Origin of the sequence: Burkholderia sp. THE68 (assembly GCF_009938265.1) — a bacterium.
Lineage (GTDB): Bacteria > Pseudomonadota > Gammaproteobacteria > Burkholderiales > Burkholderiaceae > Caballeronia.
On the sequence record NZ_AP022315.1, the window covers coordinates 291,378 to 316,762 of the forward strand.

A 25,385-nucleotide genomic window follows, 5' to 3' on the forward strand; every position below is an offset into this window, starting at 1 on the left:
GGCGACATCATGAGCGATCCGACGAATCCAGACGTTCCCAACTTCGAGAATCGCGACCCGAATTCGCCCGGATTCTGGGACGAACGCTTCGACCAGCGCTTCACGCCGTGGGATCAGGCCGGCGTGCCGGAAGCGTTCAAGCACTTCGTGGCGTCGCGGAATGCGCTGAACGTACTGATTCCCGGCTGCGGCAGCGCGTACGAAGCGCTTTATCTGGCCGAGCGCGGCTGGCCGGTGCGCGCGATCGATTTCGCGGCGAGCGCGGTTGCGGCTGCGCGCTCGCAACTGGGCGCGCATGCGGGGCTCGTCGAAGAGGCCGACTTCTTCGCCTACGCGCCGCCTTTTCCGCTCGACTGGATCTACGAGCGCGCGTTTCTCTGCGCGTTGCCGAAAGACCGCTGGCAGGACTATGCCGACCGGATGGCGGCGCTCCTGAAACCCGGCGCGCTGCTCGCGGGCTTCTATTTCATCGGATCGACGCCGAAAGGGCCGCCCTTCGGCATCGAGCGCGGAGAACTGGACGCGCTGTTGTTGCCGCACTTCGAACTGATCGAAGACCGCGAAGTGAGCGGTTCCATTCCGGTATTCGCTGGCCGCGAGCGCTGGCGGACCTGGCGGCGAATCTGAGCGGACCGGCTTGAAAAACGCCTGCCGCGCCCCGATATACAAGCGGATCAATTCTGCGTCCGCGATCCCGAAAATCGCGGGTCAATATTGGTTTGCGGCTATAATTCAAGGCTTTGCAAGCGTCGACAGATCATTGTAGGAAGAGTGCCATGCCGATTTACGCGTACCGCTGCGCACACTGCGGCCACGAAAAAGACGTGCTTCAGAAACTGAGCGATGCGCCGCTCACGCAATGTCCTGCCTGCGGAGAGGATGCTTTTTCGAAGCAGGTGACCGCTGCCGGATTCCAGTTGAAGGGATCGGGCTGGTATGTCACCGATTTCCGCAGCGGTAACAACGGCTCGAAGGGCGGCGCGGCGAACGCGTCGGCGGCGAAATCGGATGACGCCGCCGCGGCTGGCGCCAGCAGCTCGAATTCGAGCGATAGCGCGAAGCCGGCCAATACGTCATCGTCGGAAACCGCCAAGCCTGCGGCGGGCGCGTCCGCATCGTCGGACGCAGCCTGAAGCGCAGGGCGGCGAATCCGCCTCACCCCAGGTCGCGCAGACGATCTCGCCGACCGTGCCCGGAACCGGGCGCGGCTCGCCTGCCAAGCCGAATCTCCAGAGACTACGAGAGCCGGCGCAGCCTTCTCTCCGTGTAAATGACGACGAAAAAGACTACGCTGAAATCCGTGTTCCTCACCGGCCTGCTCGTGCTGGTGCCGCTCGCCATCACGCTCTGGGTGCTGGGGCTCGTGATCGGCACGATGGACCAGACGCTGCTCCTGCTGCCGCAGTCGTGGCAGCCCGAGCGCGTCGTCGGCTTCCATCTGCCGGGCGTGGGCGCGGTGCTGACGATCGCGTTCATTTTCATCGTCGGGCTGTTGACGCAGAACTTCGTCGGCCAGAAGCTCGTGAAATGGTGGGACGCGATCCTGCGTCACATCCCGGTGGTCGGGCCGCTGTACACGAGCGTGAAGCAGGTGTCGGACACGCTGCTCTCATCGAGCGGCAACGCGTTTCGCAAGGCGCTGCTGATCGAGTATCCGCGCAAGGGCTCGTACACCATCGGCTTTCTGACGGGTATTCCGGGCGGCGACGTGCTCAATCACCTCGACGAAGACCACGTGAGCGTCTACGTGCCCACGACGCCGAACCCGACATCCGGCTTCTTCCTGATGATGCCGAAAAGCGAAGTCGTCGAACTGGACATGACCGTCGACGCCGCACTGAAGTACATCGTCTCGATGGGCGTGGTGGCTCCCGCGCCGAGCGCGCCGGCACCGGTCGCGCCCGCCCGCCGCCCCACCGAGCCGCCGATGTAATGCCGGCCGCGCGAACCGAGCGTCAGCCGCAGGAAGAGCATGACCCGAACGCGCGAGCCGTTGATTAACGAACAACGAAAGACACAACATCATGTCGATGCGATCTGAATACTGCGGTCTGGTGACCGAGGCCCGCCTGGGCGAAACCGTCTCGCTGTGCGGCTGGGTGCAGCGCCGCCGCGATCACGGTGGCGTTATCTTCATCGACCTGCGCGATCGCGAGGGAATCGTTCAGGTTGTCTGCGATCCGGACCGCGCCGAAATGTTCAAGGTGGCCGAAGGCGTGCGCAACGAATTCTGCGTGCAGGTGAAGGGCGTCGTGCGCAACCGTCCTGAAGGCACCGTCAACGCCAATCTGACGAGCGGCAAGATCGAAGTGCTGTGCCATGAACTGACGGTGCTGAACGCATCGGTCACGCCGCCGTTCCAGCTCGACGACGACAACCTCTCGGAAACCACGCGCCTCACGCATCGCGTGCTCGACCTGCGCCGCCCGCAGATGCAGAAGAACCTGCGCCTGCGCTATCGCGTCGCGATGGAAGTGCGCAAGTATCTCGACGCGCAAGGCTTCATCGACATCGAAACGCCGATGCTGACCAAGAGCACGCCGGAAGGCGCGCGCGATTACCTGGTGCCGTCGCGCGTGAACGCGGGCCAGTTCTTCGCATTGCCGCAGTCGCCGCAGCTCTTCAAGCAATTGCTGATGGTCGCGAACTTCGACCGTTACTACCAGATCACCAAGTGCTTCCGCGACGAAGACCTGCGCGCGGACCGTCAGCCGGAATTCACGCAGATCGACTGCGAAACCTCGTTCCTCACCGAACAGGAAATCCGCGATCTGTTCGAAAACATGATCCGCCACGTCTTCAAGGAGACGATGGATGTCGCGCTGCCGGAAAAATTCCCGGTCATGCTGTACTCGGAAGCGATGCGCCGCTTCGGTTCGGACAAGCCCGACCTGCGTGTGAAGCTCGAATTCGCCGATCTCACGGATGCCGTGAAGGACGTCGACTTCAAGGTGTTCAGCATGCCGGCGAACTCGAAGGACGGCCGCGTCGCGGCGCTGCGCGTGCCCAAGGGCAGCGAGCTGTCGCGCGGCGATATCGACGGTTACACGGAGTTCGTGCGCATCTACGGCGCGAAGGGCCTCGCGTGGATCAAGGTCAACGACAAGACCCGTGGCCGCGACGGCCTGCAAAGCCCGATCGTCAAGAACCTGCATGACGCGGCGCTTGCGGCGATCATGGAGCGCACCGGCGCGCAAGACGGCGACATCATCTTCTTCGCGGCGGATCGCGCGAAGGTCGTGAACGACAGCCTCGGCGCGCTGCGTCTGAAGATCGGCCATTCGGAATTCGGCCGTGCGAACAACTTGATCGAAACCGGCTGGAAGCCGCTGTGGGTCATCGACTTCCCGATGTTCGAGTTCGACGAGGAAGAGAACCGCCACGTGGCCGCGCATCACCCGTTCACGAGCCCGAAGGACGAGCATCTCGAATACCTCGAAACCGATCCGGGCCGTTGCCTCGCGAAGGCATACGACATGGTGCTGAACGGCTGGGAAATCGGCGGCGGCTCGGTGCGTATCTTCCAGGAAGACGTGCAGAGCAAGGTGTTCCGCGCGCTCAAGATCGGCGCGGAAGAAGCGCGCCTGAAGTTCGGCTTCCTGCTCGACGCGCTGCAGTACGGCGCGCCGCCGCACGGTGGCATCGCGTTCGGTCTGGACCGCATCGTCACGCTGATGTCGGGCGCCGATTCGATCCGCGACACCATCGCGTTCCCGAAGACGCAGCGCGCGCAGGATCTGCTCACGCAGGCGCCGAGCGAAGTGGACGAGCGCCAGTTGCGCGAGTTGCACATCCGCCTGCGTCAGCCGGAGCAGAAGGCGCAGTAAGCAGGTTTTGTTGTCGATGTGATGAAAAGGGCGCCGGGTGCGCCTTTTTCATTTTTTGCGTTACAGTCTTTCGGCATCGACACACAATGAAACGCGCGTACACAAAAACATGCAGAAGCCGCCGAAAATCCCCGAATCCGTGCTGGTCGTCATCCATACGCCGGACCTCGACGTGCTCATCATCGAACGCGCGGATCACAAGGGCTTCTGGCAATCGGTGACGGGCTCGAAAGATCACATCGACGAGCCGCTTGGCGAAACCGCCGCGCGCGAGGTGCAGGAAGAGACGGGCATCGTGATCGGCAGTGCGCTCATTCCGGAGCGCGCGCTGCTCGACTGGCATCACAGCATTCAATACGAGATCTATCCGCAATGGCGGCATCGCTATGCGGAGGGCGTCACGCGCAACACCGAGCATCAGTTCAGCCTGCTCGTGCCGCATTGCCTCGAAGTGACGCTCGCGCCGCGCGAGCACACCGCGCATCGGTGGCTGCCGTTTCGCGAGGCCGCGGACCAGTGCTTCTCGTGGTCGAACCGGGAAGCGATCCTGCAATTGCCCGAGCGCCTCGCGGCGCATAACCGATGATCGGACTGCGTCCGCGGCGCAGTTTCAAGCGGCTGCGCCAGGCGATGTTCTCGGGCCGCCGGCCGCCCCGCCTGTGCTTCACGGTGGGCAATCAGGTGCGGCTCTTCAAGGGCGGCGTGCAGTTCTTTCCGGCCTTGATCGAGCGCATCGACGAGGCGCGCAAGTCGGTGTCGCTGGAAACCTACATCTTCGCCAACGACGACATCGGCCGCGCCGTGTCCGATGCGCTGGTGCGCGCGGCCGAGCGCGGCGTCACGGTGCGCGTGATCACCGACGGCATCGGCACCGAAAGCAACCTGCCGATGTTCAAACTCTGGCAGGAGCGCGGCGTCGAGCATCGCATCTACAACCCGCATCTGCTGTTCGGGCCACTCGGTTTTTCACGCACGCATCGCAAGCTGGCGCTGATCGACGAAACCTACGCGTTTTGCGGCGGCATCAATATCGTCGACGACTACGAGCAGAACGGCGCGCGCCTCGAACGGCCGCGCTGGGATTTTGCGATGGAGGCGCAAGGCCCCGTCGTCAAGGACGAGCGCGAAGCGTTCGATCTGCAATGGCAACGCATCCGTCTCGGCGTGAAGCCGCGCCAGCCGACGCAACCGGGCTGCGAGTCACAGGAAAGCGAGCGCGCTCCGGGTCGCTGGAACGCCCGGCGCGCGATGCAGGCGCGCAGGCGCGCGCGGCTCGGCGAGATTCACGCGGTCGATCAGCCGTGCATCGCGTTCGTCGCGCGCGACAACCTGCTCAATCGCCGCGCGATCGAGAAGGCGTATCTGCGGGCCATCGCGCACGCCGAAAGCGAAGTGCTGCTGGCGAATCCGTACTTCATGCCGGGGCGCAAGCTGAGGCGCGCGCTCGTGCGCGCGGCCGAGCGGGGCGTGCGCGTGTCGCTCGTGATCGGCCGCAAGGAATTCGTCGCACTGGATTACGCGACGCCGTTCCTCTACGGCAACTTGCTCAAGCACGGCGTACGCATCGCCGAATACGAGAAGACGATGCTCCACGGCAAGGTCGCGGTCGTGGATGCCGACTGGGCCACCATCGGCTCATCGAATCTCGACGCGCTCTCGCTCGTGCTCAACAACGAGGCCAACATGGTCCTCGTCAATCACCCCGAAATCGCCGGATTGCACGACGCCATTCTCCAGGCGTTCGACGAAGGCCGCCCCATCGACGAAAAGCATTATGCGTCGCGCCCCATGACGGAGCGGACGCTTAATTGGCTGGCCTATAACACGTACCGTCTGATGATGAAGATGATCACAATTGGTCAGTACGATTGATGTGCCAATTTTCTGCGACTGCGCAAAAATAATTGCCGTTAGGCAACAATAGATAAAAGATCCCAGTTCCTGAGAACTCGGGCAGTCACTTACAGGCAGTCCGTACATAAAACGCGACAATGGGCGCGGACAATGTTGAGATTTATCCTATAGACATGTCCTGGCGTTTTAGAAACGCGTGTCTAAAAATTTGCTTGTTTCATCAGAGTTCGGCCACAATAATAGAACGGCCGTTCGATTTTACGGGTCACATAAGAACGGTAGGGACATCATGCGAAAAGGCGAACAGACGCGGGCCGCGATTCTCGACGCAGCGCTGGAGCTGGCGAGTCGGGACGGGCTGGAAGGGCTGACGATCGGCCTGTTGGCCGAGCGTATGCAGATGAGCAAGAGCGGTGTGTTTGCGCATTTCGGGTCGCGCGAGGATTTGCAGGTGGAAGTGGTGCGCGAGTACCACCGGCGCTTCGAGGACGAAGTGTTCTTCCCGAGCCTGCGCGAGGCGCGCGGTCTGCCGCGATTGCGCGCGATGATGAATCGCTGGATGGAGAAACGCATCCAGGAAGTGACCACGGGTTGTATCTACATCAGCGGAGCGGTCGAGTACGACGACCGCGCCGCGAGCGCGGTGCGCGAGCAGCTCGTGCACAGCGTGAGCATGTGGCGGGAAGCGCTGTTGCGCGCGATTCGCCAGTCGAAGGACGAAGGGCATCTGAAGCCGGAGACGGACCCGCATCTGATGCTTTTCGAGCTGTACAGCTTTACGCTCGGCCTGCATCACGACGCGCGCTTCCTGCATCTGCCGGAGGCGGTGCAACTGACGCGGGACGCGCTGGAGAAGACGATCGTCTCGTACCAGACGTCGAATGCGCTCGCCCCGACCGGCATGCCGCAGCCGACGGCGAATGCGACGACGAACCTGACTTCACAACCAACCGACAGCCGTTAGCGGCGCCGTTCGAATCGAGAAGGGTTCGGCGGCGCGCAACCAGAAGCTTGAAGAAACTGGAGAGACTCATGGGACAGTACGCCGCCCCCCTTCGCGACATGCAATTCGTGCTGCACGAACTGCTGAACGTCGAAGCTGAATTGAAGAGCATGCCGAAGCATGCCGACCTCGACGCCGACACCATCAATCAGGTGCTCGAGGAAGCCGGCAAGTTCTGCTCCGAGGTCGTGTTCCCGCTCAACCAGAGCGGCGACCGCGAAGGCTGCACGTACGAGGGCGATGGCGTCGTGAAGGCGCCCGCCGGCTTCAAGGAGGCTTACCGCCAGTACATCGACGCCGGCTGGCCCGCGCTCGGCTGCGACCCCGAGTACGGCGGCCAGGGCTTGCCCGCGTTCGTGAACAACGCGCTCTACGAAATGCTCAACTCGGCGAATCAGGCCTGGACGATGTATCCGGGACTTTCGCACGGCGCGTACGAATGCCTGCACGCGCACGGCACGCCGGAGCAGAAGTCGACCTATCTTTCGAAACTCGTGTCGGGCGAATGGACCGGCACGATGTGCCTCACGGAACCGCATTGCGGAACGGACCTCGGCATTCTGCGCACCAAGGCCGAACCGAATCCGGACGGCTCGTACGCACTCACTGGCACGAAGATCTTCATTTCGAGCGGCGAGCACGACATGGCCGAGAACATCGTTCATCTGGTGCTCGCGCGTCTGCCGGGCGCGCCGATGGGCACGAAGGGCATTTCGCTGTTCATCGTGCCGAAGTACGTGCCCGATGCGAGCGGCGCGATCGGCGCGCGCAACGACATCAAGTGCGGTTCGATCGAGCACAAGATGGGCATCCACGGCAACGCGACGTGCGTGATGAATCTCGACGGCGCGAAGGGCTGGCTTGTCGGCGAGGCGAACAAGGGCTTGAACGCGATGTTCGTGATGATGAACGCGGCGCGTCTGGGCGTCGGGATGCAGGGGCTTGGACTCACCGAAGTCGCGTATCAGAACTCGCTCGTGTATGCGAAGGAGCGTCTGCAGATGCGCTCGCTCACCGGCCCGAAGGCGCCGGAAAAGGCCGCCGATCCGATCATCGTGCATCCGGACGTGCGCCGCATGCTGCTCACGCAGAAGGCTTATGCCGAAGCGGGCCGCGCGTTCACGTACTGGGCGGCGCTCAATATCGACAAGGAGCTTTCGCATGAAGACGAATCAGCGCGTCGCGAGGCCGCGGATTTTGTCGCGCTGCTCACGCCGGTCATCAAGGCCTTTCTGACGGACAACGCGTTCGAAGGCACCAACATGGCGATGCAGATCTATGGCGGTCATGGCTTCATTTCCGAATGGGGCATGGAGCAGTACGTCCGCGATGCGCGTATCAACATGATCTACGAGGGCACGAATTCCATTCAGGCGCTCGATTTGCTTGGCCGCAAGATTCTCGGCGACATGGGTGCGAAGCTGAAGCGCTTCGGCAAGCTCGTTTCTGATTTCGTCGAGCAGGAAGGGGTGAAGCCGGAGATGCAGGAGTTCATCAATCCGCTCGCGGATATCGGCGAGAAGGTGCAGAAACTCACGATGGAGATTGGCATGAAGGCCATGCAGAATCCCGATGAGGTTGGGGCTGCGGCTGTGCCGTATCTGCGTACGGTTGGGCATCTGGTGTACTCGTACTTCTGGGCGCGGATGGCGCGCGTTGCCCTCGACCGCGCTGCGTCTGGTGATGCGTTTTATAAGGCCAAGCTGGCCACTGCGCGGTTCTACTTCGCCAAGCTCTTGCCTGAGACCGCTTCGACTATTCGTGCCGCGCGTGCCGGCGCCAAGCCTATGATGGATTTCGATGAGGCGTTGTTCTGAGCTTCTTACTTTCGCCGGATCCCGTGAACGTGTCGGTCTATAAGCGTTGCCCCTGTGCGGGGCGGCAATCACTTTCTTTGCTGCTGCAAAGAAAGTAACCAAAGAAAGCAGCTCGAGCCGCCCGCGGTCACACGCAACTTGGCCACTATTCTTGTCGTTCGTGGGCTCTGTAGCGAGTGCCCTCGTAGGACTCACCCGGCTTGGACCGCACACGGTCTGACGAGCTAGAACGTATAGCGTGCTGGTTCAGCACGAAAGAGCTTCGGCACAGCGCTACGCGCTGCCGTTGGGAATGCAAGGGAAAACCGACGAAGCGCCGATGCAGTGAGATGGAGGTGTTAGCACAGAAGCACGAGCAGACCCGATTGACCGGTCGGCCGCGAAGCGGGCCGGAGCTATTTGGTGCTGAACCAGCCACGCACGCGGCGCGATGTGGCAGACCGTGCGCGGTCCAAGCCGGATGTGGCCTATGAGGGCACTCGCTACAGAGGCCACGGGTGAGGAGAAGGATACCCAAATTGCGTGTGACCGCGGGCGTCTCGAGCTGCTTTCTTTGGTTACTTTCTTTGCAGCAGCAAAGAAAGTGACTGCCGCCCCGCACAGGGGCAGTGCTAATAGACCGACACGAACTCAGGATTCTGCGAAAGCGCAAGCAAACGAATAACCGCGAAGCAAACGAACAACTGCGAAGCAAAACGAAACAAAAACCGGAGGCTAACCCATGAGCACCCTCAACATCAGCAAAGTCGCCGTGCTCGGCGCAGGCGTGATGGGCGCGCAGATCGCCGCGCATCTGATCAACGCCCGCGTGCCCGTCCTGCTCTTCGATCTTCCCGCCAAGGAAGGCCCGAAGAACGGCATCGCGCTGAAGGCCATCGAGAATCTGAAGAAGCTGTCGCCCGCGCCTTTCGGCGTAAAGGACGACGCACAATACATCGAACCGGCGAATTACGAAGACGACATCGCGAAGCTCGCCGAGTGCGATCTCGTGATCGAAGCCATCGCCGAGCGCATGGACTGGAAGCACGATCTCTACAAGAAGGTGTCGCCGCACCTCGCGCCGCACGCGATCTTCGCGAGCAACACATCGGGCCTCTCGATCACGGAACTGTCGAACGGCTTCTCCGATGAACTGAAATCGCGCTTCTGCGGCGTGCACTTCTTCAATCCGCCGCGCTACATGCATCTGGTCGAACTCATTCCGACCGCATCCACGAAGGCCGGGATTCTCGATCAGCTCGAAACCTTCCTGACGAGCGTGATCGGCAAGGGCGTGGTGCGCGCGAAGGATACGCCGAATTTCATCGCGAACCGCGTCGGCGTGTTTTCGATTCTCGCGGTGATCGCCGAAGCAGAGAAGTTCGGCCTGCGCTTCGACGAAGTGGACGATCTCACCGGCGCGCGACTCGGCCGCGCGAAGTCCGCGACGTTCCGCACGGCGGATGTCGTCGGCCTCGATACGATGGCGCACGTCATCAAGACGATGCAGGACAACCTGCCCGACGATCCGTTCTTCTCCGTCTACAAGACGCCGCCCGTGCTCGAAGCCCTGGTAAAGGCGGGCGCGCTCGGCCAGAAAACCGGCGCGGGTTTCTATCGCAAGGAAGGAAAGGCGATCAAGGTGCTCGATCCGAAGACAGCGCAGTACGTCGACGGCGGCGCGAAGGCCGAGGAACTCATCGGCCGGATTCTGAAGCGTCCGCCCGCCGAGCGCTTCAAGCTCCTGCGCGAAACGGACAACAAGCAGGCGCAATTCCTGTGGGCGATCTTCCGCGACGTGTTCCATTACATCGCGGTGCATCTCGAATCGATCGCCGACAACGCGCGCGATGTCGATCTCGCGATCCGCTGGGGCTTCGGCTGGAATCAGGGGCCGTTCGAAAGCTGGCAGGCGGCGGGCTGGCAACAGGTCGCGAAGTGGGTGCAGGAAGACATCGATGCGGGCCGCGCGCTCTCGAACGCGCCGCTGCCCGCGTGGGTGCTCGACGGTCCCGTCGCCGAGAAGAACGGCGTGCACACGAACGAAGGCTCGTGGTCGCCGAAGTCGAAGCGCTTCGAGCCGCGCTCGACGCTGCCCGTCTACGAGAAGCAGGTGTTCCGCGCGCCGCTCGTCGGTGAAACGGGCGCCGATCCGAAGACCTACGGCAAGACGCTGTTCGAAACCGAAAACGTGCGCGCGTGGCTCGACGACGATCAGGGCGATGTCGTGATCGTCTCGTTCAAGACGAAGATGAACACCATCGGTCCGGGCGTGATCGACGGTCTCACGCAAGCCATCGAGCTGGCCGAGAAGGAATATCGTGGCGTCGTGATCTGGCAGCCCACGTCACTGCAACTCGGCGCGCCGGGCGGTCCGTTCTCGGCGGGCGCGAATCTCGAAGAAGCGATGCCCGCATTCATGATGGGCGGCGCGAAGGGTATCGAGCCGTTCGTGAAGAAGTTCCAGCAAGGCATGCTGCGCGTGAAGTACGCGAACGTGCCGGTGGTGTCGGCGGTATCGGGCATCGCGCTCGGCGGCGGCTGCGAATTGCTGCTGCAATCGGCGAAGCGCGTCGCGCATGTCGAAAGCTATATCGGTCTCGTGGAAGTGGGCGTCGGGCTCGTGCCGGCGGGCGGCGGTCTGAAAGAGGCCGCGTTGCGCGCGGCGGAAGCCGCAAGCGCCGTCAATGCAACGAGCGACCTGCTCAAGTTCCTGCAGAAGCCGTTTGAGAACGCGGCGATGGCAAAGGTCTCGTCGTCCGCATTCGATGCCCGCGCGATGGGCTATCTGAAGCCGTCCGACACGATCGTCTTCAACGTGCACGAACTGCTCGATATCGCGAAGAAGGAAGCGCGTGCGTTGAGCGCGTCGGGATATCGGCCGCCGTTGCGCGTAAAGCAGGTGCCGGTGGCGGGCCGCTCGGCGATCTCGACGATCAAGGCGTCGCTCGTGAACATGCGCGACGGGCGCTTCATCAGCGATCACGATTATCTGATCGCGAGCCGCATCGCGGAAGCGGTGTGCGGCGGCGATGTCGAAGCGGGCAGTCTCGTCGACGAGGAATGGCTGCTGGCGCTGGAGCGCCGCGCGTTCGTCGAACTGCTGGGCACGCAAAAGACGCAGGAGCGGATCATGGGCATGTTGCAGACCGGCAAGCCGGTGCGTAACTAATCGCGGAGCAAGCAATGAGCAAACAACTTCAAGACGCATACATCGTCGCCGCGAGCCGCACGCCGATTGGCAAGGCGCCGCGCGGCATGTTCAGGAACACGCGCCCGGACGAACTGCTCGTCCACGCGATCAGATCGGCCGTCGCGCAGGTGCCGGGACTCGATACCAGCGTGATCGAAGACGCGATCGTCGGCTGTGCGATTCCCGAAGCCGAGCAAGGGCTGAACGTCGCGCGCATGGGCGCGTTGCTGTCGGGCCTGCCGAACACGGTCGGCGGCGTGACGGTGAACCGCTTCTGCGCATCCGGGCTGACCGCGCTCGCGATGGCGGCGGACCGCATTCGCGTCGGCGAAGCGGATGCGATGATCGCAGGCGGTTGCGAATCGATGAGCATGGTGCCGATGATGGGCAACAAGCCGTCGCTGTCGCCGCATATCTTCGATCGCAATGAAGACGTCGGCATCGCATATGGCATGGGCCTGACGGCGGAAAGGGTCGCGGAACGCTGGAAGGTGAGCCGCGAGGCGCAGGACGCGTTCGCGGTGGAGTCGCATCGGCGCGCGCTGGCGGCGCAGCAGGCAGGCGAATTCGCCGATGAAATCGCCGCCTACACGCTCAACGAACGCTTTCCGGATCTCGCATCCGGCGAAGTGCGCGTGAATGCGCGCGAGATCGCGCTCGACGAAGGCCCGCGCGAAACGACGCTGGAAGGGCTGGCGAAGCTGCGTCCCGTGTTCGCGAACAAGGGCTCGGTCACGGCGGGCAACAGCTCGCAGACGTCGGACGGCGCGGGCGCGCTGATTGTCGTGTCGGAAAAGATCCTTAAAGCATTCAACCTCACGCCGCTCGCGCGCTTCGTGAGCTTCGCGGTGCGCGGCGTGCCGCCGGAGATCATGGGCATCGGGCCGAAGGAAGCAATTCCGGCTGCGTTGAAGGCGGCGGGGCTGAAGGAGGACGACATCGACTGGTTCGAACTGAACGAAGCCTTCGCGGCGCAGGCGCTCGCGGTGATCGGCGATCTCGGTCTCGATGCGTCGAAGGTCAATCCGCTCGGCGGCGCGATCGCGCTCGGCCATCCGCTCGGCGCGACCGGCGCGATCCGCGCATCGACGGTCGTGCACGGCCTGCGCCGGCGCAACCTGAAGTACGGCATGGTGACGATGTGCGTCGGCACCGGCATGGGCGCAGCGGGCATCATCGAGCGGCTTTGATGGCTGATGGTCCGCGAGTGTCATCGCTCGCGGACCGACTTGAAGGAGACAGCGGATGGAGATTCAGATCGAACGCGCGGACGGCGTGCTGAGCATCGTGCTCAATCGTCCGGAGAAGAAGAACGCGATCACCGCGCCGATGTATCAGGAAATGGCCGACGGCCTCTACGAAGCCGAGATGGACCCGACCGTGCGGGCAGTGTTGATTCGCGCTAACGGCAGCACGTTCAGCGCGGGCAACGATCTCGACGACTTCCTGAACGATCCGCCCAAGGGACTCGACGCGCCCGTGTTCCAGTTCCTGCGGCGCATCAGCGCGTTTCCGAAGCCGATCGTGGCGGCGGTGGCGGGCGCGGCGGTGGGCATCGGCACGACCATGCTCCTGCACTGCGACATGGTCTACGCGAGTCCGAACGCGAAGTTCTCGTTGCCGTTCGCGCAATTGGGCCTGTGTCCGGAAGCGGCGTCGAGTCTGTTGCTGCCGCGCACGGCGGGTTATCAGCGTGCGGCGGAAAAGCTTCTGCTCGGCGAAGCGTTCGATGTGAACGAAGCGATCGGCATGGGCTTCGTGAATGGCGCGATCGAGGCGAGCGAACTAGATGCCTACGCGTTCGACAAGGCAAAGCGGCTGGCGATGCTGCCGGCGTCGTCCTTGCGCGTGACCAAGGCGCTGATGAAAGGCGCGCAGACGCATGAAGTGGCCGCGCGCATGGAAGACGAAGCCGCGCATTTCGCGCGGATGCTGATCGCGCCCGAAGCGCGCGAAGCGTTTCAGGCGTTCTTCGAAAAGCGCAAGCCGAACTTCGGTCAGTTCGAATAAGCGGCGTCAGTCGACGTCGTATTCGACGAAGCCGTTCTCGCGCGCGAAGCTGACGAGCCGCAGGCCCGCCTGCTTCGCGATCGCGATGGCGAGCGAGGTCGGCGCGGAAATGGTCGCGACCATCGGCACGCCCACGCGCGCCGACTTGCGCACGAGTTCATAGCTCGCGCGGCTCGACAGAAACACGAAGCCTTGCGTCGTGTCCTCGCGGCGCAAAACCAGATGGCCGATGAGCTTGTCGAGCGCGTTATGCCGCCCGACGTCCTCGAACGCGCAGCGCACCGCACCGGTTTCATCGCACCAGGCGGCGGCGTGCAGGCCGCCCGTCAGCTTCGTCAGATGCTGATGCGCCGGCAGTTCGCGCGCGGCGCGCTCGATCGCGTCGGGCGCAAGGCGCGCGAGGAAACCGGTATCCGGCACGCGCTCGGCCTGAAGATCGAGCAACTCGATGCTCTCGATGCCGCACACGCCGCAGCCGGTGCGCCCGGCGAGCGCGCGGCGCTTGTCCTTCAGCGACGCGAACGCCTGCTGCACGACTTGCAGATGCACTTCGGCATGCGGCAGCGCGACGCCGTCATCGCGAAAGTAGACTTCGATATCGTGGATATCGCTGCCGCGCTCGACGATGCCTTCGCTCAGCGAAAAGCCCACCGCGAACGCTTCGAGATCGCGCGGCGTGCACATCATCACCGCGTGCGAGATGCCGTTGAAAACCAGCGCGACGGGCCATTCCTGGCCGATGTTGTCCGCGGTGACCGCGCTGTCGCTGTTCCGATGCCTGCGCACCTGCCGCTCGACATAGCCTGGCTGATCGTCGGTTTCGAGTTGATCCACTTCAGTGCTCCTGACCGCTCACTTCGAGTAAAGTCGGGTATGTGATTTGCTGGCTATCGTTGCTGTTCGTACGTATCGCGAGGCGAACAGCGGCTAGATTGCAATGGTTCCAGCCAGATTCAAGGCCCTACAATAACTTAAGCAGGCGATGCGCGTCGCGCACCCCCGCTCAATCCAACGAGGCTTCGCTATGGGACTTTACGACGCCGCGCGTCTGTTCGGATTCGAAGTCGAATCCTCTGACAATCTTCGGTTCATTCCGCTTGCCGTGCGCTTCAACCTGGATCGCTTCGGCAAACGCATCACGCTCGATCAATGGCAGCAGCTTCCATACGACGATCGCGCGTTGCTCGCGCGTTTCCCCGTCGAGGACGATGCCGAGCTCGAGAAGAACTTCGACCTCGCGCTCGAAGAGATGATGAAGACTCATGTGAATGCCGCGCCCGAGCAGATCGAGCGCGAGCGCGATCCCGTCTGGATGCACGCGGACGCGGTGCCCGAAACCGTCATCCGGCAAAGCAGCCTCTCGGGTGTGAGCGCGCCGAGCCTCGATCGCTGGGGCGCGCTCGACCGCTTCCAGCGGTACGCGCTCGCCAAGCTTTCGCGCAACACGGACAAGGTCAACCACGATTTCCTGCCCGCGATGAAAGAATTCGGTCTCGTCGAGTGAGCGCCGGGTGCGCAGACCGGGTCGCAAACGTTAAGCGCGCGCTTTAGTCAGATTATTTGCAGGCAAGCCCTAAAGCCAGGGCGAGCGGTGCCGTTATTGGGCGTTATCCATCAATCGCGACGTGGACGTAGTTCACGTCGCGCATTCGCGTGGACGCGCATCGGCCCGGTGTGCATCCGACGCGCACCAAAGGATTCTGCCCGCCGCTCATGACTCGATTCCTCTCCAGAGGCTTGCTCGTCAGCATCACCGTGGTACTGGCTGCGCTTGGCGCGAACGCCTTCGTCGCCTGCGAGCAGTTCGGCGGACGGCGCGACAGCGATGCGCGCACGCTGCGCTCGATGAGCCTGCTGCGCGATCTCGCGGCGTATCGCGGCACGCTCGGCGAGTCGCTCACGCAACTGAGCCGTTTCGAAGCCACCGGCATCGCCGAAACCGAGGCGCGTCATCAGGAACGCGAGGTGCATCTCGATGCGCTCGAAAGCGGCCTGCGCGCGCAGATCGTGATGGAGCCCGGCATGACAGGCGCTTTCGAAGCGCTCGCCGCGCGCGCCGCCGAGATGCGCCACGACGCCAATCTCGCATTCGAGCGCGCGAAGCACGCCGATCCCGCCGGTCCCGCAGAATCCCGCGCGTGGGCCGACGCCGCCTTCGTCACGCTCGGCGAAGACCAGCAGGCGGTCGATGAAGAACTCGCCGCCGTGCGCTCGCGCATCGATACCGCGACGATCGACGCGCTCGATCAGTCCGCGCAGACCTCGAGCGGCGCGATGCTGCTGCTCGTCTTCACGATGCTCGCCGGCAGCGCCGTGCTGATCTGGCTGTTCGCGAGCCACGAGCGGCAATCGCGCGAGAAGCTCGGCGTCGTGCGCGCGAGGCAGCGCAGCAACGAACGCTTTCGCGGCATGTTCGAGGCGCATCCGGTGCCGATGTGGATCGTCGATCGCGAGACGATGCGCTTCATCGCCGTGAATCATGCCGCGATCGAGCACTTCGGCTTCAATGAGCCGGAATTCATGAACATGACACTGCGCGACCTGCATCACGCGGACGACTTCGACAGCTTCGTCGCGCGGCTCGCGCGCAGCGGCGGCGAGACGGGCGAGCGTGCGGCTTCGGGGCAGGGCGCGGTGGGCGTGTGGCGCTATCGCGGCAAGGACGGATCGATCGTCAGCGCGGATGTGTCGCATCACGCGCTCACCTATTCGAACCGACCGGGCATCTTCATGCTGGCCAACGACGTGACCGATCGCATCAACGCCGAAGCCGAGGCGCGCCGGTCGAACGAAATGCTCGAAGCGGTCATCGACAACATTCCGCAACGCGTGTTCTGGAAGGACCGCGACTTGCGTTATCTCGGCTGCAACAACGCGTTCGCGCGCGACGCGGGCCTGGCCTACAACGAGCAGGTCATCGGCAAGACGGATTTCGAGTTGCCGTGGAGCGCGCTTGCGGAAGTCGTGCGCGCGGACGACGAAGAGGTCATCGTCACGACGGTGCCGAAGATGCATTTCGAGCGCGACATCGTGATGGGCGAGCAGCTGCGCACCGTGGTCACGAGCAAGCTGCCCTTGCTCGACGGCGAAGGGCAGACGATCGGCGTGCTCGGTTCGTATCACGACGTCACCGACCGCAAGCGCGCCGAACTCGCGCTGCGTCTGCAAAGCCGCGCACTCGACGCGAGCGTGAACGCGATCCTGATCACGGGCGTGGTCGATGGCGCGAACGTGATCGAGTACGCGAATCCGGCGTTCAAGCGCATCACGGGCTACGACCCGAGCGAGGTGATCGGGCAGGACTGCCGCTTCCTGCACGGCCCCGACGGCGATCAGGACGGGCTCATCGCGATTCGCCGCGCGCTCGCCGCGAATCTGGAGGCGAGCGTCGTGGTGCGCAACTATCGCAAGGACGGCGCGCTCTTCTGGAACCAGCTGTTCGTCGCGCCGGTGCCGAATGCGCAGGGCATGACGACGCATCATATCGGCATCATCAACGACGTGACCGACCTGATGCGCTACCAGGAAGAGCTCGAATATCAGGCGAATTACGACACGCTCACGCGCCTGCCGAACCGCAATCTGCTGCGCGACCGCTTGCAGCACGCGATCGAGACGGCGCGGCGGCGCGAGACGAAGATCGCCGTCGTGTTCATGGATCTCGATGGTTTCAAGAACGTCAACGACAGCCTCGGACACAGCGTCGGCGACCGGCTGCTCGCGGTGATCGCGGAGCGGCTCGCGCGCTCGGCGCGTTCGAGCGATACGGTGGCGCGTCACGGCGGCGACGAGTTCGTGGTCGTGCTGCCCGATCTCACCGACGAAGCCGGTCTCATCGCATGGATGGAGCGCACGCGCGCGGCGATCTCGGAGCCGGTGTGGCTCGACGATACGGAGTTGTACGTCGGCTGCAGCATGGGCGCGAGTCTCTTCCCGCAGGACGGCGACGACGCCGAAACCGTGATGAAGAAGGCCGATCTCGCGATGTACCGCGCGAAGGACATGGGCCGCAACACGTATCAGTTCTATCAGTCGGAGATGAACGCGAGCGTCGGCGCGCGCATGAATCTCGAACGCCGTTTGCGGCGTGCGCTGCGCGATGGCGAATTCCTGCTGCACTATCAGCCGCAGGTGGATATGACGACGCGCGCGATCGTCGGCATCGAGGCGCTCGTGCGCTGGAGCGATCCGGAGCAGGGACTGGTGTCGCCAGCGTCGTTCATTCCGGTGGCGGAGGAGAGCGGCCTGATCGGGCCGCTGTCGGAATGGGTGCTGCGCGAGGCGTGCCGCCAGAACAAGGCGTGGCAGGATGCCGGGCTGCCGCCGGCGCGCGTGTCGGTGAATCTGTCGGCGCGGCATTTCCAGCAGCGCGACATCGCGCGGCTCGTGACGTCGGTGCTCGAAGAGACCGGGCTGGAACCGCGCTATCTCGAACTCGAACTCACCGAAAGCGCGATCATGCGCAATGCCGAGGAAGCCATCACGATGCTTTCGGAGCTATCGGCGCTGGGCATCGGCATTGCGATCGACGACTTCGGCACCGGTTATTCGAGCCTGTCGTATCTCAAGCGCTTCCCGGTGCACCGGCTGAAGATCGATCGCTCGTTCGTCGCGGATATCGGCTCGTCGGGCGACGACGAAACCATCACGGCGGCGATCATCGCGCTCGCGCATTCGCTGGAATTGCAGGTGATCGCGGAGGGCGTCGAAACGCACGCGCAGCACGATTTCCTGCGCGAGCGCGATTGCGACGAAATGCAGGGCTATCTGTTCTCGCGCCCGATGCCGCACGAAGCGATACCGGGCCTCTTGCAGCAGGGCGTGTTGCCCCACTGATTGCGCGTCTTCAATCGAGCGACGGCAGCACGCGCGGACGGCGATCGCGGTCGGTCGCGACGTAGGTGAGCGTCGCTTCCGTCACCTTGACGACTTCTTCGGCGAGGCTCAGGCGCTGCGCCCACACCTCGACCGACACGGTGACGGACGTGTTGCCCGTCTTGACGATATCGGCGTAGAAGCTCAGCAGGTCGCCGACGAACACCGGATGCTTGAACAGGAACGAATTCACCGCGACGGTCGCGACGCGGCCGTTCGCGCGCCGGCTCGCCGGAATGGAGCCGGCGATGTCCACCTGCGCCATGATCCATCCGCCGAAGACGTCGCCGTGGACATTGGCGTCGGCGGGCTGCGGCACGACGCGCAGCGCGACGTGTTTTTCGGGAAGACTCGATTGGTCGGCCATGGGAGAGGTTCCGGTTTGCAAGGCGCCGGGAAGGCCGGCGGCCACGAGCGGCCACTTGAACCTTCTGCGACAATGCCTATTTATGGATGACCCCGTGGCGCGAGGCAATGACCTCGATGGCGCCGGGGGCTTGCAGTAAATTGTACGGGAAAGCATGCCAGCGACGTGCTCCCGCTTCGACGATAAAAACGTCCCCCTGAAGGCCACGCCGCGTCCGGTTCCGTTCGCGCGGCGCGCCTGAACGATACGAACTCATGCGCCGCTTCCCGAACGCAGAGCCGGGCCCCATGGCTCAGGGCCCGCGCAACGACTGGCAGACGATCCGCTCGCTGCTGCCTTATCTCACCACGTACAAATGGCGCGTCGCGTTCGCGCTCGCATGTCTGATCGGCGCGAAGGTCGCGAACCTCGGCGTGCCGATCGTGATGAAGCGCATCGTCGATAGCCTCGCTTCCGTGCAGCATCTCACCGCGCTCGGACGCGCGAGCGATTCGCCGGGCATCGTGCTGATCGGCGGCATCGGGCTGCTCGTGATCGCGTATGCGGGCGCGCGGCTTTCCACTTCGCTCTTTACCGAGTTGCGCGAACTGCTGTTCGCGAAGGTCACGGAAAGCGCCGTGCGGCAGCTCGCGCTGCAAGTGTTCCGCCATCTGCATTCGCTATCGCTGCGCTTTCATCTCGAGCGGCAGACAGGCGGCATGTCGCGTGACATCGAGCGCGGCACGCGCGGCATCCAGCAACTCGTTTCGTACTCGCTCTACAGCATTCTGCCGACGCTCGTCGAGGTCGGGCTCGTGCTCGCGTTCTTCGTGACGAAGTACGAAGCGTATTACGCGATCGTCACGCTCATCGCGCTCGTCACGTATATCGTGTTCACGGTGAAGGTGACTGAGTGGCGCACGCATTTCCGTCGCACGATGAACGATCTCGATTCGAAGGCGAACTCGCGCGCGATCGATTCGCTGCTCAACTACGAAACCGTGAAGTACTTCGGCAACGAAGAGTGGGAAACCCGCCGTTACGATGAGAACCTGCAACGCTATCGCGCGGCGGCGATCAAGTCACAGCGCTCGCTGTCGATGCTCAACTTCGGGCAGCAGATGATCATCGGCACGGGGCTCGTCTTCATTCTGTGGCGCGCGACGCAGGGCGTGATGGCGGGGCGTCTCACGCTCGGCGATCTCGTGCTCATCAACACGTTCATGTTGCAGCTCTACATCCCGCTGAATTTTCTGGGCGTCGTGTATCGCGAACTCAAACAGGCGCTGACCGACATGGACCGCATGTTCACCCTGCTCGGCGCGGGCCGCGAAGTGCCGGACGCGCCGAACGCGCAGCCGCTTGCCGTGCGCGGCGGCGAAGTGCGTTTCGATGACGTGAGCTTCGCGTACGAGAAGGCGCGGCCGATTCTGCATGGCGTCGATTTCACGATTCCGGCGGGCACGACGACGGCGGTGGTCGGCCACAGCGGCTCGGGCAAGTCGACGCTCGGGCGGCTGCTGTTCCGCTTCTACGATCTCGATCGCGCGCAGGATGGCGGCATCCGGATAGACGGGCAGGATATTCGCGACATCACGCAGGATTCGTTGCGCGCGGCGATCGGCATCGTGCCGCAGGACACGGTGCTCTTCAACGATTCGATCTACTACAACATCGCGTATGGGCGTCCTTCCGCGAGCCGCGAGGAAGTGATCGCGGCGGCGCGCGCGGCGCATATCCACGACTTCATCGAGGCGCTGCCGGCGGGTTACGACACGCCTGTCGGCGAGCGTGGCCTGAAGCTTTCGGGTGGCGAGAAGCAGCGCGTGGCGATCGCGCGCACGCTGCTCAAGGACCCGCCGATCCTGATCTTCGACGAGGCCACCTCGGCGCTCGATTCGAAGTCCGAGCGCGCGATCCAGCACGAACTCGACTCGATCGCGCGCGAGCGGACGACGCTCATCATCGCGCACCGGCTATCGACGGTCGTGCACGCGCAGCAGATCATCGTGATGGATCATGGGCGCATCGTGGAGCGCGGGACGCACGCGGAGTTGCTGCGCGCGGGTGGGATGTTTGCGCAGATGTGGGCGTTGCAGCAGCAACGGGCGGAGGAGGCGGCGGTGGATCAGCGGGATACCTCGACCATTCCCGAATAGGGCGACGACGCGAACGCCGCCGCCCGGTCCTGGCGTCACTCCATCGCGTGCGCGCCACCGATGGCGACAGTCTCACGCCCTTGCGCCGCCGTCGACGACCACCGCAGCCACTGCCCGCGCAGCAGGAACAACGCGCCGAACGCGCAGATCGCGAGCACGCCGAAGGTCGCGAAGCCCATCTGATAGCTGCCCGTGCTTTCCTTCGCAATGCCCATGATCACCGGCAGATAAAACCCGCCGATGCCGCCCGCCGCGCCCACGATCCCCGACAGCAAACCCGTCCTGCCCTTCCACCGATGCGGCACGAGCTGGAAGGTCGAGCCGTTGCCAAGACCGAACGCGACATACAGGCAGACGAGAATCGCGAGACCGCCCGTGACCGGCGGCATCCAGATCGCGAACGCGAAGTCGCCGATGGCGATTGCCGCAAGCAATACGAGCAACGCACGCACGCCGGTCACGCGATCGGCGACATAACCGCCGAACGGCCGCACGATCGCGCCGAGAAACGCGAGCAGCGACATGAACAGCCCCGCTTCGAGCTTGGGCATCTGATAAAGCGACGTCAGCAGCAGCGTCACATACGACGACATGCCGACGAACCCGCCGAACGTGATGCTGTAGATCAGCATGATGACCCACGTGTCGCGCTCGGCGAGCACCGACCGATAGTGCCGCGGCAACACCGCGATGGCGATCAGCGCGCCGATCACCGGCAGGAGCAGCACGCCCGCCCTGCCGCCGCCGAACACGCCGCCGTTCACCGCGAGCACCAGCACGATCAGGCTGACCAGCGTCACCGCGAAGCTGGACAGCGCGCGCATCGTGCTGCCGGATTTCTCGCCGGCGTCCGATGCCCATGCGAACAGCGCGACCGCCGTGATCGCAAGCAGCGGCAGCGCGGCGGCGGTCGACATCTGCCAGCCGAAGGCATCGGCGAGATGGGGAAACAGGAAGCCGTCGAGCACCGCGCCGATGTTGCCCGCGGCGGCGAGACCCAGCACCAGCCCTTGCACCTTCGGCGGATAGTTGCTGCCGGCCATCGGCAGCGCGACGGCGAAGCTCGCGCCGCCCATGCCGAGAAACACGCCCAGCACGAGCAACAACGCATACGAGGGCACGCCGGGCATGAGCGGCAGCACGATCGACGGAATCGATGACAGCACGACGCCCATCAGCGCGACGCGCCGTCCGTCGGTCGACTGATAGAGATTGCCGAGCGTCACGCGCAGGATGGCCGCGGCCAGCACCGGCACCGCGACGAGAAAGCCTTGCTGCGCGGCGGACATCGTCACGTCGCGGCCGATGAACGGCGCGAGCGGCCCATACAGCACCCAGACGGTGAAGCCCGTATCGAAATAAAGGAAGCAGGCGAGGAGCGAGCGCCAGTTGCCGCTCTTGAGCGATGCGAACAGATTGGACATTGCGGGCTTTCCGTATACGCGCGTGCTGCCGGACGAGCACGCGACGGGCCGGAAAACTGCAAGCATCATGCCAATGGAATGCATATTTAATCGATGCATCGCGTGGAGCCAGCGTGGGCGCGGCGTTCAAGCGCATGCGCGCGGCGTTGCGGGCCGGCATTCGCGCGTCGGGCGACGGCACCGCGCCCGTGCGCGACCGCATGCGAATGGTGCGTCGCGCCTTCGCGCGGTTCACGCGCCCGCTAGAATGCGCTTTTGCCGAACAAGCGCCGCTCGCGCACGAATTGCATGGAACTGAAATGGCTCGAAGACTTCGTCTCGCTCGCGGAGACGCGCAGCTTCAGTCGCTCCGCTGAACTGAGACATATCACGCAGCCCGCCTTCTCGCGACGCATTCAGGCGCTCGAGGCGTGGCTCGGCACGGAGCTCATCGACCGCTCGGTGTATCCGACGCGGCTCACGCAAGCCGGCAATGTCTTCTACGAGCAGGCGCTCGCGATGCTCTCGCAGTTCCACGAAGCGCGCACGCTGCTGCGCGGGCAGGGCGGCGTGCCGTCGGCGACCATCGAATTCGCGGTGCCCCATACGCTTTCGCTCACCTACTTTCCGCGCTGGCTCGAACACATCGAGGCGCGGCTCGGGCGCATCCGCACGCGGCTGCGCGCGCTGAACGTGCACGATGCGGTGCTGTCGCTCGTCGAAGGCGGCTGCGATCTCGTGATGGGCTATCACCATCCGAGTCATCCGGTCGCGCTCGATCCCGCGCGCTACGACATGCTCACGCTCGGCGCCGAACCGCTCAGCCCGTTCTCCGCCGTCACCAAGGGCGGGCGCGCGCGCTTCACGCTGCCGGCGAGCGCCGAATCGCCGGTGCCGTATCTGTCGTACACGCCGAACGCGTATCTCGGGCGCATGACGGAAGTCATCATCGCGACGGCGCCCGCGCGGCTCTATCTCGACAAGGTCTATGAAACCGACATGGCCGAAGGCCTGAAAGCGATGGCGCTCGCCGGCCACGGCGTCGCGTTCCTGCCGCACAGCGCGGTCGAGGATGCGGTAGAGGAAGGGCGGCTCATCCGCCTCGATCGCGGCACACGCGGCACGCCCGCCGGCCAGTTCACGCTGACGATGGAAATCCGTCTGTATCGCGACAAGCTCGCAGCGCTTGGCGAAGAGCCGCGTCAGGCATTGATGCGCGCGCTCTGGGATGCGGTTGGTGAGGAATTGCTGAAGGCGCAGTCGGAGAGGCCCGCCGCGTAAGGCTCGCGACGTTATGCAGGATTTGCATGACGGGATAAGGAAACGGCATTGGATTTGGAAACGGCGTTTTTCGACAATGGGCGCATTCCTTCACCGCTGGAGCCTCAATGTCTGCCTCGAAGCAACCTGTGCAAGCGCCGGACGCAAAACACGCCATCCCGTCGTATCTCCACGCCGACGATCTCGGACCTTGGGGTAACTATCTGCAGCAGGTCGATCGCGTCGCGCCGTATCTCGGTTCTCTCTCCCGCTGGCTCGAAACCCTCAAGCGCCCCAAGCGCATTCTCATCGTCGACTGCCCGATCGAACTCGATAACGGCACCGTCGCGCACTTCGAAGGCTATCGCGTGCAGCACAACACGTCGCGCGGTCCCGGCAAGGGCGGCGTGCGTTACCACCAGGATGTGACGCTCTCCGAAGTGATGGCGCTGTCCGCGTGGATGTCGGTGAAGAACGCGGCGGTGAACGTGCCGTACGGCGGCGCGAAGGGCGGCATCCGCGTCGATCCGCGCACGCTGTCGCGCGGCGAACTCGAGCGCGTGACGCGCCGGTATACCAGCGAGATCGGCATCATCATCGGGCCGAACACGGATATTCCCGCGCCGGACGTCAATACCAACGAGCAGATCATGGCGTGGATGATGGACACCTACTCCATGAACCAGGGGCAGACGGCTACCGGCGTCGTGACCGGCAAGCCGATTTCGCTCGGCGGTTCGCTCGGCCGCAAGGAAGCGACCGGCCGCGGCGTGTTCGTCGCGGGCACGGAAGCGGCGCGGCGTATCGGTATGGACATCGAAGGCGCGCGCATCGCGGTGCAGGGCTTCGGCAACGTCGGCGGCATCGCGGCCAAGCTGTTTCAGGAAGCGGGCGCGCGCGTGATCGCCGTGCAGGATCACACGGGCACGATTCACAATTCGAAAGGCATCGACACCGTCGCGTTGCTCGATCACGTCGCGAAGAACGGCGGCGTCGGCGGCTTCACGGGCGCTGACCCCGTGCAGGCGGAAGAGTTCTGGATGATCGAAAGCGAGATCCTGATTCCGGCCGCGCTCGAAAACCAGATCACCGAGAAGAACGCGCCGAAGATTCGCACGAAGATCGTCGTCGAAGGCGCGAACGGCCCGACCACGACGGCAGCCGACGACATCCTGAACGACAAGGGCATCCTCGTCATTCCGGACGTGATCGCCAACGCGGGCGGCGTGACCGTGTCGTACTTCGAATGGGTGCAGGACTTCTCCAGCTTCTTCTGGACCGAGGACGAGATCAATCAGCGTCTCGAGCGCGTGATGCGCGAAGCCTTCGCCGGCGTGTGGCAAGTCGCGAGCGAGCACAAGGTGTCGGTGCGTACGGCGGCGTTCATCGTTGCGTGTACGCGGATCCTGCAGGCGCGCGAAATGCGCGGTCTGTATCCCTGATCCGATGCGACGGCGCGTTCGTCGGAACGAGCTTCGGGCAAGTGGTCCGCGAGAGGCGGGCCACGTTCGCGCCCTTTAAAAAATGCGGGCGGCATTTCCTTGGAAATGCCGCCCGCATTTGCATGAAAAATACATTAAGATGCGCGGTCTTACGGCGCTGCGCCGGACCGTCTCGCAAATAAGACGGAGTGGGTTAACAATCATTCTTTCAGAATAA

General features: G+C 63.8%; 19 protein-coding genes. 16 read left to right on the forward strand and 3 right to left on the reverse strand.

Annotated features, from left to right (window positions below):
• Positions 1 to 9: 9 nt before the first annotated feature.
• From BTHE68_RS01440 to BTHE68_RS01490, 11 genes are all read left to right on the forward strand, one after another.
• Positions 10 to 627 (forward strand): methyltransferase domain-containing protein, encoded by a 618-nt coding sequence (locus BTHE68_RS01440; RefSeq protein ID WP_162064828.1) that lies wholly within the window; start codon positions 10 to 12, stop codon positions 625 to 627.
• A gap of 149 nt (positions 628 to 776) precedes the next feature.
• Positions 777 to 1,133, forward strand: a complete 357-nt coding sequence (locus BTHE68_RS01445; RefSeq protein ID WP_162064829.1) for an FmdB family zinc ribbon protein — start codon at positions 777 to 779, stop codon at positions 1,131 to 1,133.
• Positions 1,134 to 1,270: 137 nt separating this feature from the next.
• Positions 1,271 to 1,933, forward strand: coding sequence for a DUF502 domain-containing protein (locus BTHE68_RS01450; RefSeq protein ID WP_162064830.1), 663 nt, complete (start codon positions 1,271 to 1,273; stop codon positions 1,931 to 1,933).
• Positions 1,934 to 2,024: 91 nt separating this feature from the next.
• The gene (gene aspS / locus BTHE68_RS01455) at positions 2,025 to 3,827 is read left to right on the forward strand and encodes an aspartate--tRNA ligase (RefSeq protein WP_162064831.1); all 1,803 of its coding nucleotides are present in this window, start codon (positions 2,025 to 2,027) and stop codon (positions 3,825 to 3,827) included.
• Positions 3,828 to 3,936: 109 nt separating this feature from the next.
• Positions 3,937 to 4,413, forward strand: coding sequence for a dihydroneopterin triphosphate diphosphatase (gene nudB / locus BTHE68_RS01460; RefSeq protein ID WP_162064832.1), 477 nt, complete (start codon positions 3,937 to 3,939; stop codon positions 4,411 to 4,413).
• Positions 4,413 to 5,699 (forward strand): phospholipase D-like domain-containing protein, encoded by a 1,287-nt coding sequence (locus BTHE68_RS01465; protein WP_502710574.1) that lies wholly within the window; start codon positions 4,413 to 4,415, stop codon positions 5,697 to 5,699. Before nudB ends, BTHE68_RS01465 begins: the two co-directional genes overlap by 1 nt.
• Positions 5,700 to 5,970: 271 nt before the next feature.
• Positions 5,971 to 6,645: a TetR/AcrR family transcriptional regulator gene (locus BTHE68_RS01470; protein WP_162064834.1), complete on the forward strand. Its 675-nt coding sequence runs from the start codon at positions 5,971 to 5,973 to the stop codon at positions 6,643 to 6,645.
• Positions 6,646 to 6,713: 68 nt separating this feature from the next.
• Positions 6,714 to 8,501: an acyl-CoA dehydrogenase C-terminal domain-containing protein gene (locus BTHE68_RS01475; RefSeq protein ID WP_162064835.1), complete on the forward strand. Its 1,788-nt coding sequence runs from the start codon at positions 6,714 to 6,716 to the stop codon at positions 8,499 to 8,501.
• Positions 8,502 to 9,222: 721 nt separating this feature from the next.
• Positions 9,223 to 11,652, forward strand: coding sequence for a 3-hydroxyacyl-CoA dehydrogenase/enoyl-CoA hydratase family protein (locus BTHE68_RS01480; protein ID WP_162064836.1), 2,430 nt, complete (start codon positions 9,223 to 9,225; stop codon positions 11,650 to 11,652).
• 14 nt (positions 11,653 to 11,666) lie between these two features.
• Complete coding sequence (locus BTHE68_RS01485; RefSeq protein ID WP_162064837.1) at positions 11,667 to 12,863, forward strand: acetyl-CoA C-acyltransferase; 1,197 nt, start codon at positions 11,667 to 11,669, stop codon at positions 12,861 to 12,863.
• Positions 12,864 to 12,918: 55 nt separating this feature from the next.
• On the forward strand, positions 12,919 to 13,683 hold the full coding sequence (locus BTHE68_RS01490; RefSeq protein ID WP_162064838.1) for an enoyl-CoA hydratase: 765 nt from the start codon (positions 12,919 to 12,921) through the stop codon (positions 13,681 to 13,683).
• 6 nt (positions 13,684 to 13,689) lie between these two features.
• Here BTHE68_RS01490 and fdhD read toward each other — a convergent pair whose 3' ends face one another.
• Positions 13,690 to 14,517: a formate dehydrogenase accessory sulfurtransferase FdhD gene (gene fdhD / locus BTHE68_RS01495; RefSeq protein WP_162064839.1), complete on the reverse strand. Its 828-nt coding sequence runs from the start codon at positions 14,515 to 14,517 to the stop codon at positions 13,690 to 13,692.
• Positions 14,518 to 14,707: 190 nt separating this feature from the next.
• On the opposite strand from fdhD, the gene BTHE68_RS01500 reads away from it, so the two are divergent.
• Both BTHE68_RS01500 and BTHE68_RS01505 read left to right on the forward strand, forming a co-directional pair.
• A complete protein-coding gene (locus BTHE68_RS01500; protein WP_162064840.1) occupies positions 14,708 to 15,187 on the forward strand; it encodes a nitrate reductase associated protein in 480 nt (159 codons plus the stop codon).
• A 209-nt stretch (positions 15,188 to 15,396) separates the two neighbouring features.
• Positions 15,397 to 18,519, forward strand: coding sequence for a sensor domain-containing protein (locus tag BTHE68_RS01505; RefSeq protein WP_162064841.1), 3,123 nt, complete (start codon positions 15,397 to 15,399; stop codon positions 18,517 to 18,519).
• 10 nt (positions 18,520 to 18,529) lie between these two features.
• Here the strand turns inward: BTHE68_RS01505 and BTHE68_RS01510 are convergent, their stop codons facing one another.
• On the reverse strand, positions 18,530 to 18,925 hold the full coding sequence (locus BTHE68_RS01510; protein ID WP_061172768.1) for an acyl-CoA thioesterase: 396 nt from the start codon (positions 18,923 to 18,925) through the stop codon (positions 18,530 to 18,532).
• A gap of 254 nt (positions 18,926 to 19,179) precedes the next feature.
• Between BTHE68_RS01510 and BTHE68_RS01515 the strand changes: the two genes are divergently transcribed.
• Positions 19,180 to 21,063, forward strand: coding sequence for an ABCB family ABC transporter ATP-binding protein/permease (locus tag BTHE68_RS01515; RefSeq protein WP_162064842.1), 1,884 nt, complete (start codon positions 19,180 to 19,182; stop codon positions 21,061 to 21,063).
• Positions 21,064 to 21,098: 35 nt separating this feature from the next.
• On the opposite strand, the gene BTHE68_RS01520 is transcribed toward BTHE68_RS01515, so the two are convergent.
• Positions 21,099 to 22,487, reverse strand: coding sequence for an MFS transporter (locus BTHE68_RS01520; protein WP_162064843.1), 1,389 nt, complete (start codon positions 22,485 to 22,487; stop codon positions 21,099 to 21,101).
• Positions 22,488 to 22,775: 288 nt separating this feature from the next.
• Between BTHE68_RS01520 and BTHE68_RS01525 the strand changes: the two genes are divergently transcribed.
• Both BTHE68_RS01525 and BTHE68_RS01530 read left to right on the forward strand, forming a co-directional pair.
• A complete protein-coding gene (locus BTHE68_RS01525; RefSeq protein WP_162064844.1) occupies positions 22,776 to 23,747 on the forward strand; it encodes a LysR family transcriptional regulator in 972 nt (323 codons plus the stop codon).
• Between the two features lie 107 nt (positions 23,748 to 23,854).
• Positions 23,855 to 25,168 carry a Glu/Leu/Phe/Val family dehydrogenase gene (locus BTHE68_RS01530; RefSeq protein WP_162064845.1) on the forward strand — a complete coding sequence of 438 codons (1,314 nt, stop codon included), beginning with the start codon at positions 23,855 to 23,857 and terminating at the stop codon, positions 25,166 to 25,168.
• Positions 25,169 to 25,385 lie beyond the last annotated feature (217 nt).

What these genes read in the sequence shown, in the direction of transcription:
- BTHE68_RS01440 (WP_162064828.1), top strand. Translation starts at nt 10, where the DNA reads ATGAGCGATCCGACGAATCCAGACGTTCCCAACTTCGAGAATCGCGAC.
- BTHE68_RS01445 (WP_162064829.1), top strand. Translation starts at nt 777, where the DNA reads ATGCCGATTTACGCGTACCGCTGCGCACACTGCGGCCACGAAAAAGAC.
- BTHE68_RS01450 (WP_162064830.1), top strand. Translation starts at nt 1,271, where the DNA reads ATGACGACGAAAAAGACTACGCTGAAATCCGTGTTCCTCACCGGCCTG.
- aspS (WP_162064831.1), top strand. Translation starts at nt 2,025, where the DNA reads ATGTCGATGCGATCTGAATACTGCGGTCTGGTGACCGAGGCCCGCCTG.
- nudB (WP_162064832.1), top strand. Translation starts at nt 3,937, where the DNA reads ATGCAGAAGCCGCCGAAAATCCCCGAATCCGTGCTGGTCGTCATCCAT.
- BTHE68_RS01470 (WP_162064834.1), top strand. Translation starts at nt 5,971, where the DNA reads ATGCGAAAAGGCGAACAGACGCGGGCCGCGATTCTCGACGCAGCGCTG.
- BTHE68_RS01475 (WP_162064835.1), top strand. Translation starts at nt 6,714, where the DNA reads ATGGGACAGTACGCCGCCCCCCTTCGCGACATGCAATTCGTGCTGCAC.
- BTHE68_RS01480 (WP_162064836.1), top strand. Translation starts at nt 9,223, where the DNA reads ATGAGCACCCTCAACATCAGCAAAGTCGCCGTGCTCGGCGCAGGCGTG.
- BTHE68_RS01485 (WP_162064837.1), top strand. Translation starts at nt 11,667, where the DNA reads ATGAGCAAACAACTTCAAGACGCATACATCGTCGCCGCGAGCCGCACG.
- BTHE68_RS01490 (WP_162064838.1), top strand. Translation starts at nt 12,919, where the DNA reads ATGGAGATTCAGATCGAACGCGCGGACGGCGTGCTGAGCATCGTGCTC.
- BTHE68_RS01500 (WP_162064840.1), top strand. Translation starts at nt 14,708, where the DNA reads ATGGGACTTTACGACGCCGCGCGTCTGTTCGGATTCGAAGTCGAATCC.
- BTHE68_RS01505 (WP_162064841.1), top strand. Translation starts at nt 15,397, where the DNA reads ATGACTCGATTCCTCTCCAGAGGCTTGCTCGTCAGCATCACCGTGGTA.
- BTHE68_RS01510 (WP_061172768.1), bottom strand. Translation starts at nt 18,925, where the DNA reads ATGGCCGACCAATCGAGTCTTCCCGAAAAACACGTCGCGCTGCGCGTC.
- BTHE68_RS01515 (WP_162064842.1), top strand. Translation starts at nt 19,180, where the DNA reads ATGCGCCGCTTCCCGAACGCAGAGCCGGGCCCCATGGCTCAGGGCCCG.
- BTHE68_RS01520 (WP_162064843.1), bottom strand. Translation starts at nt 22,487, where the DNA reads ATGTCCAATCTGTTCGCATCGCTCAAGAGCGGCAACTGGCGCTCGCTC.
- BTHE68_RS01525 (WP_162064844.1), top strand. Translation starts at nt 22,776, where the DNA reads ATGGAACTGAAATGGCTCGAAGACTTCGTCTCGCTCGCGGAGACGCGC.
- BTHE68_RS01530 (WP_162064845.1), top strand. Translation starts at nt 23,855, where the DNA reads ATGTCTGCCTCGAAGCAACCTGTGCAAGCGCCGGACGCAAAACACGCC.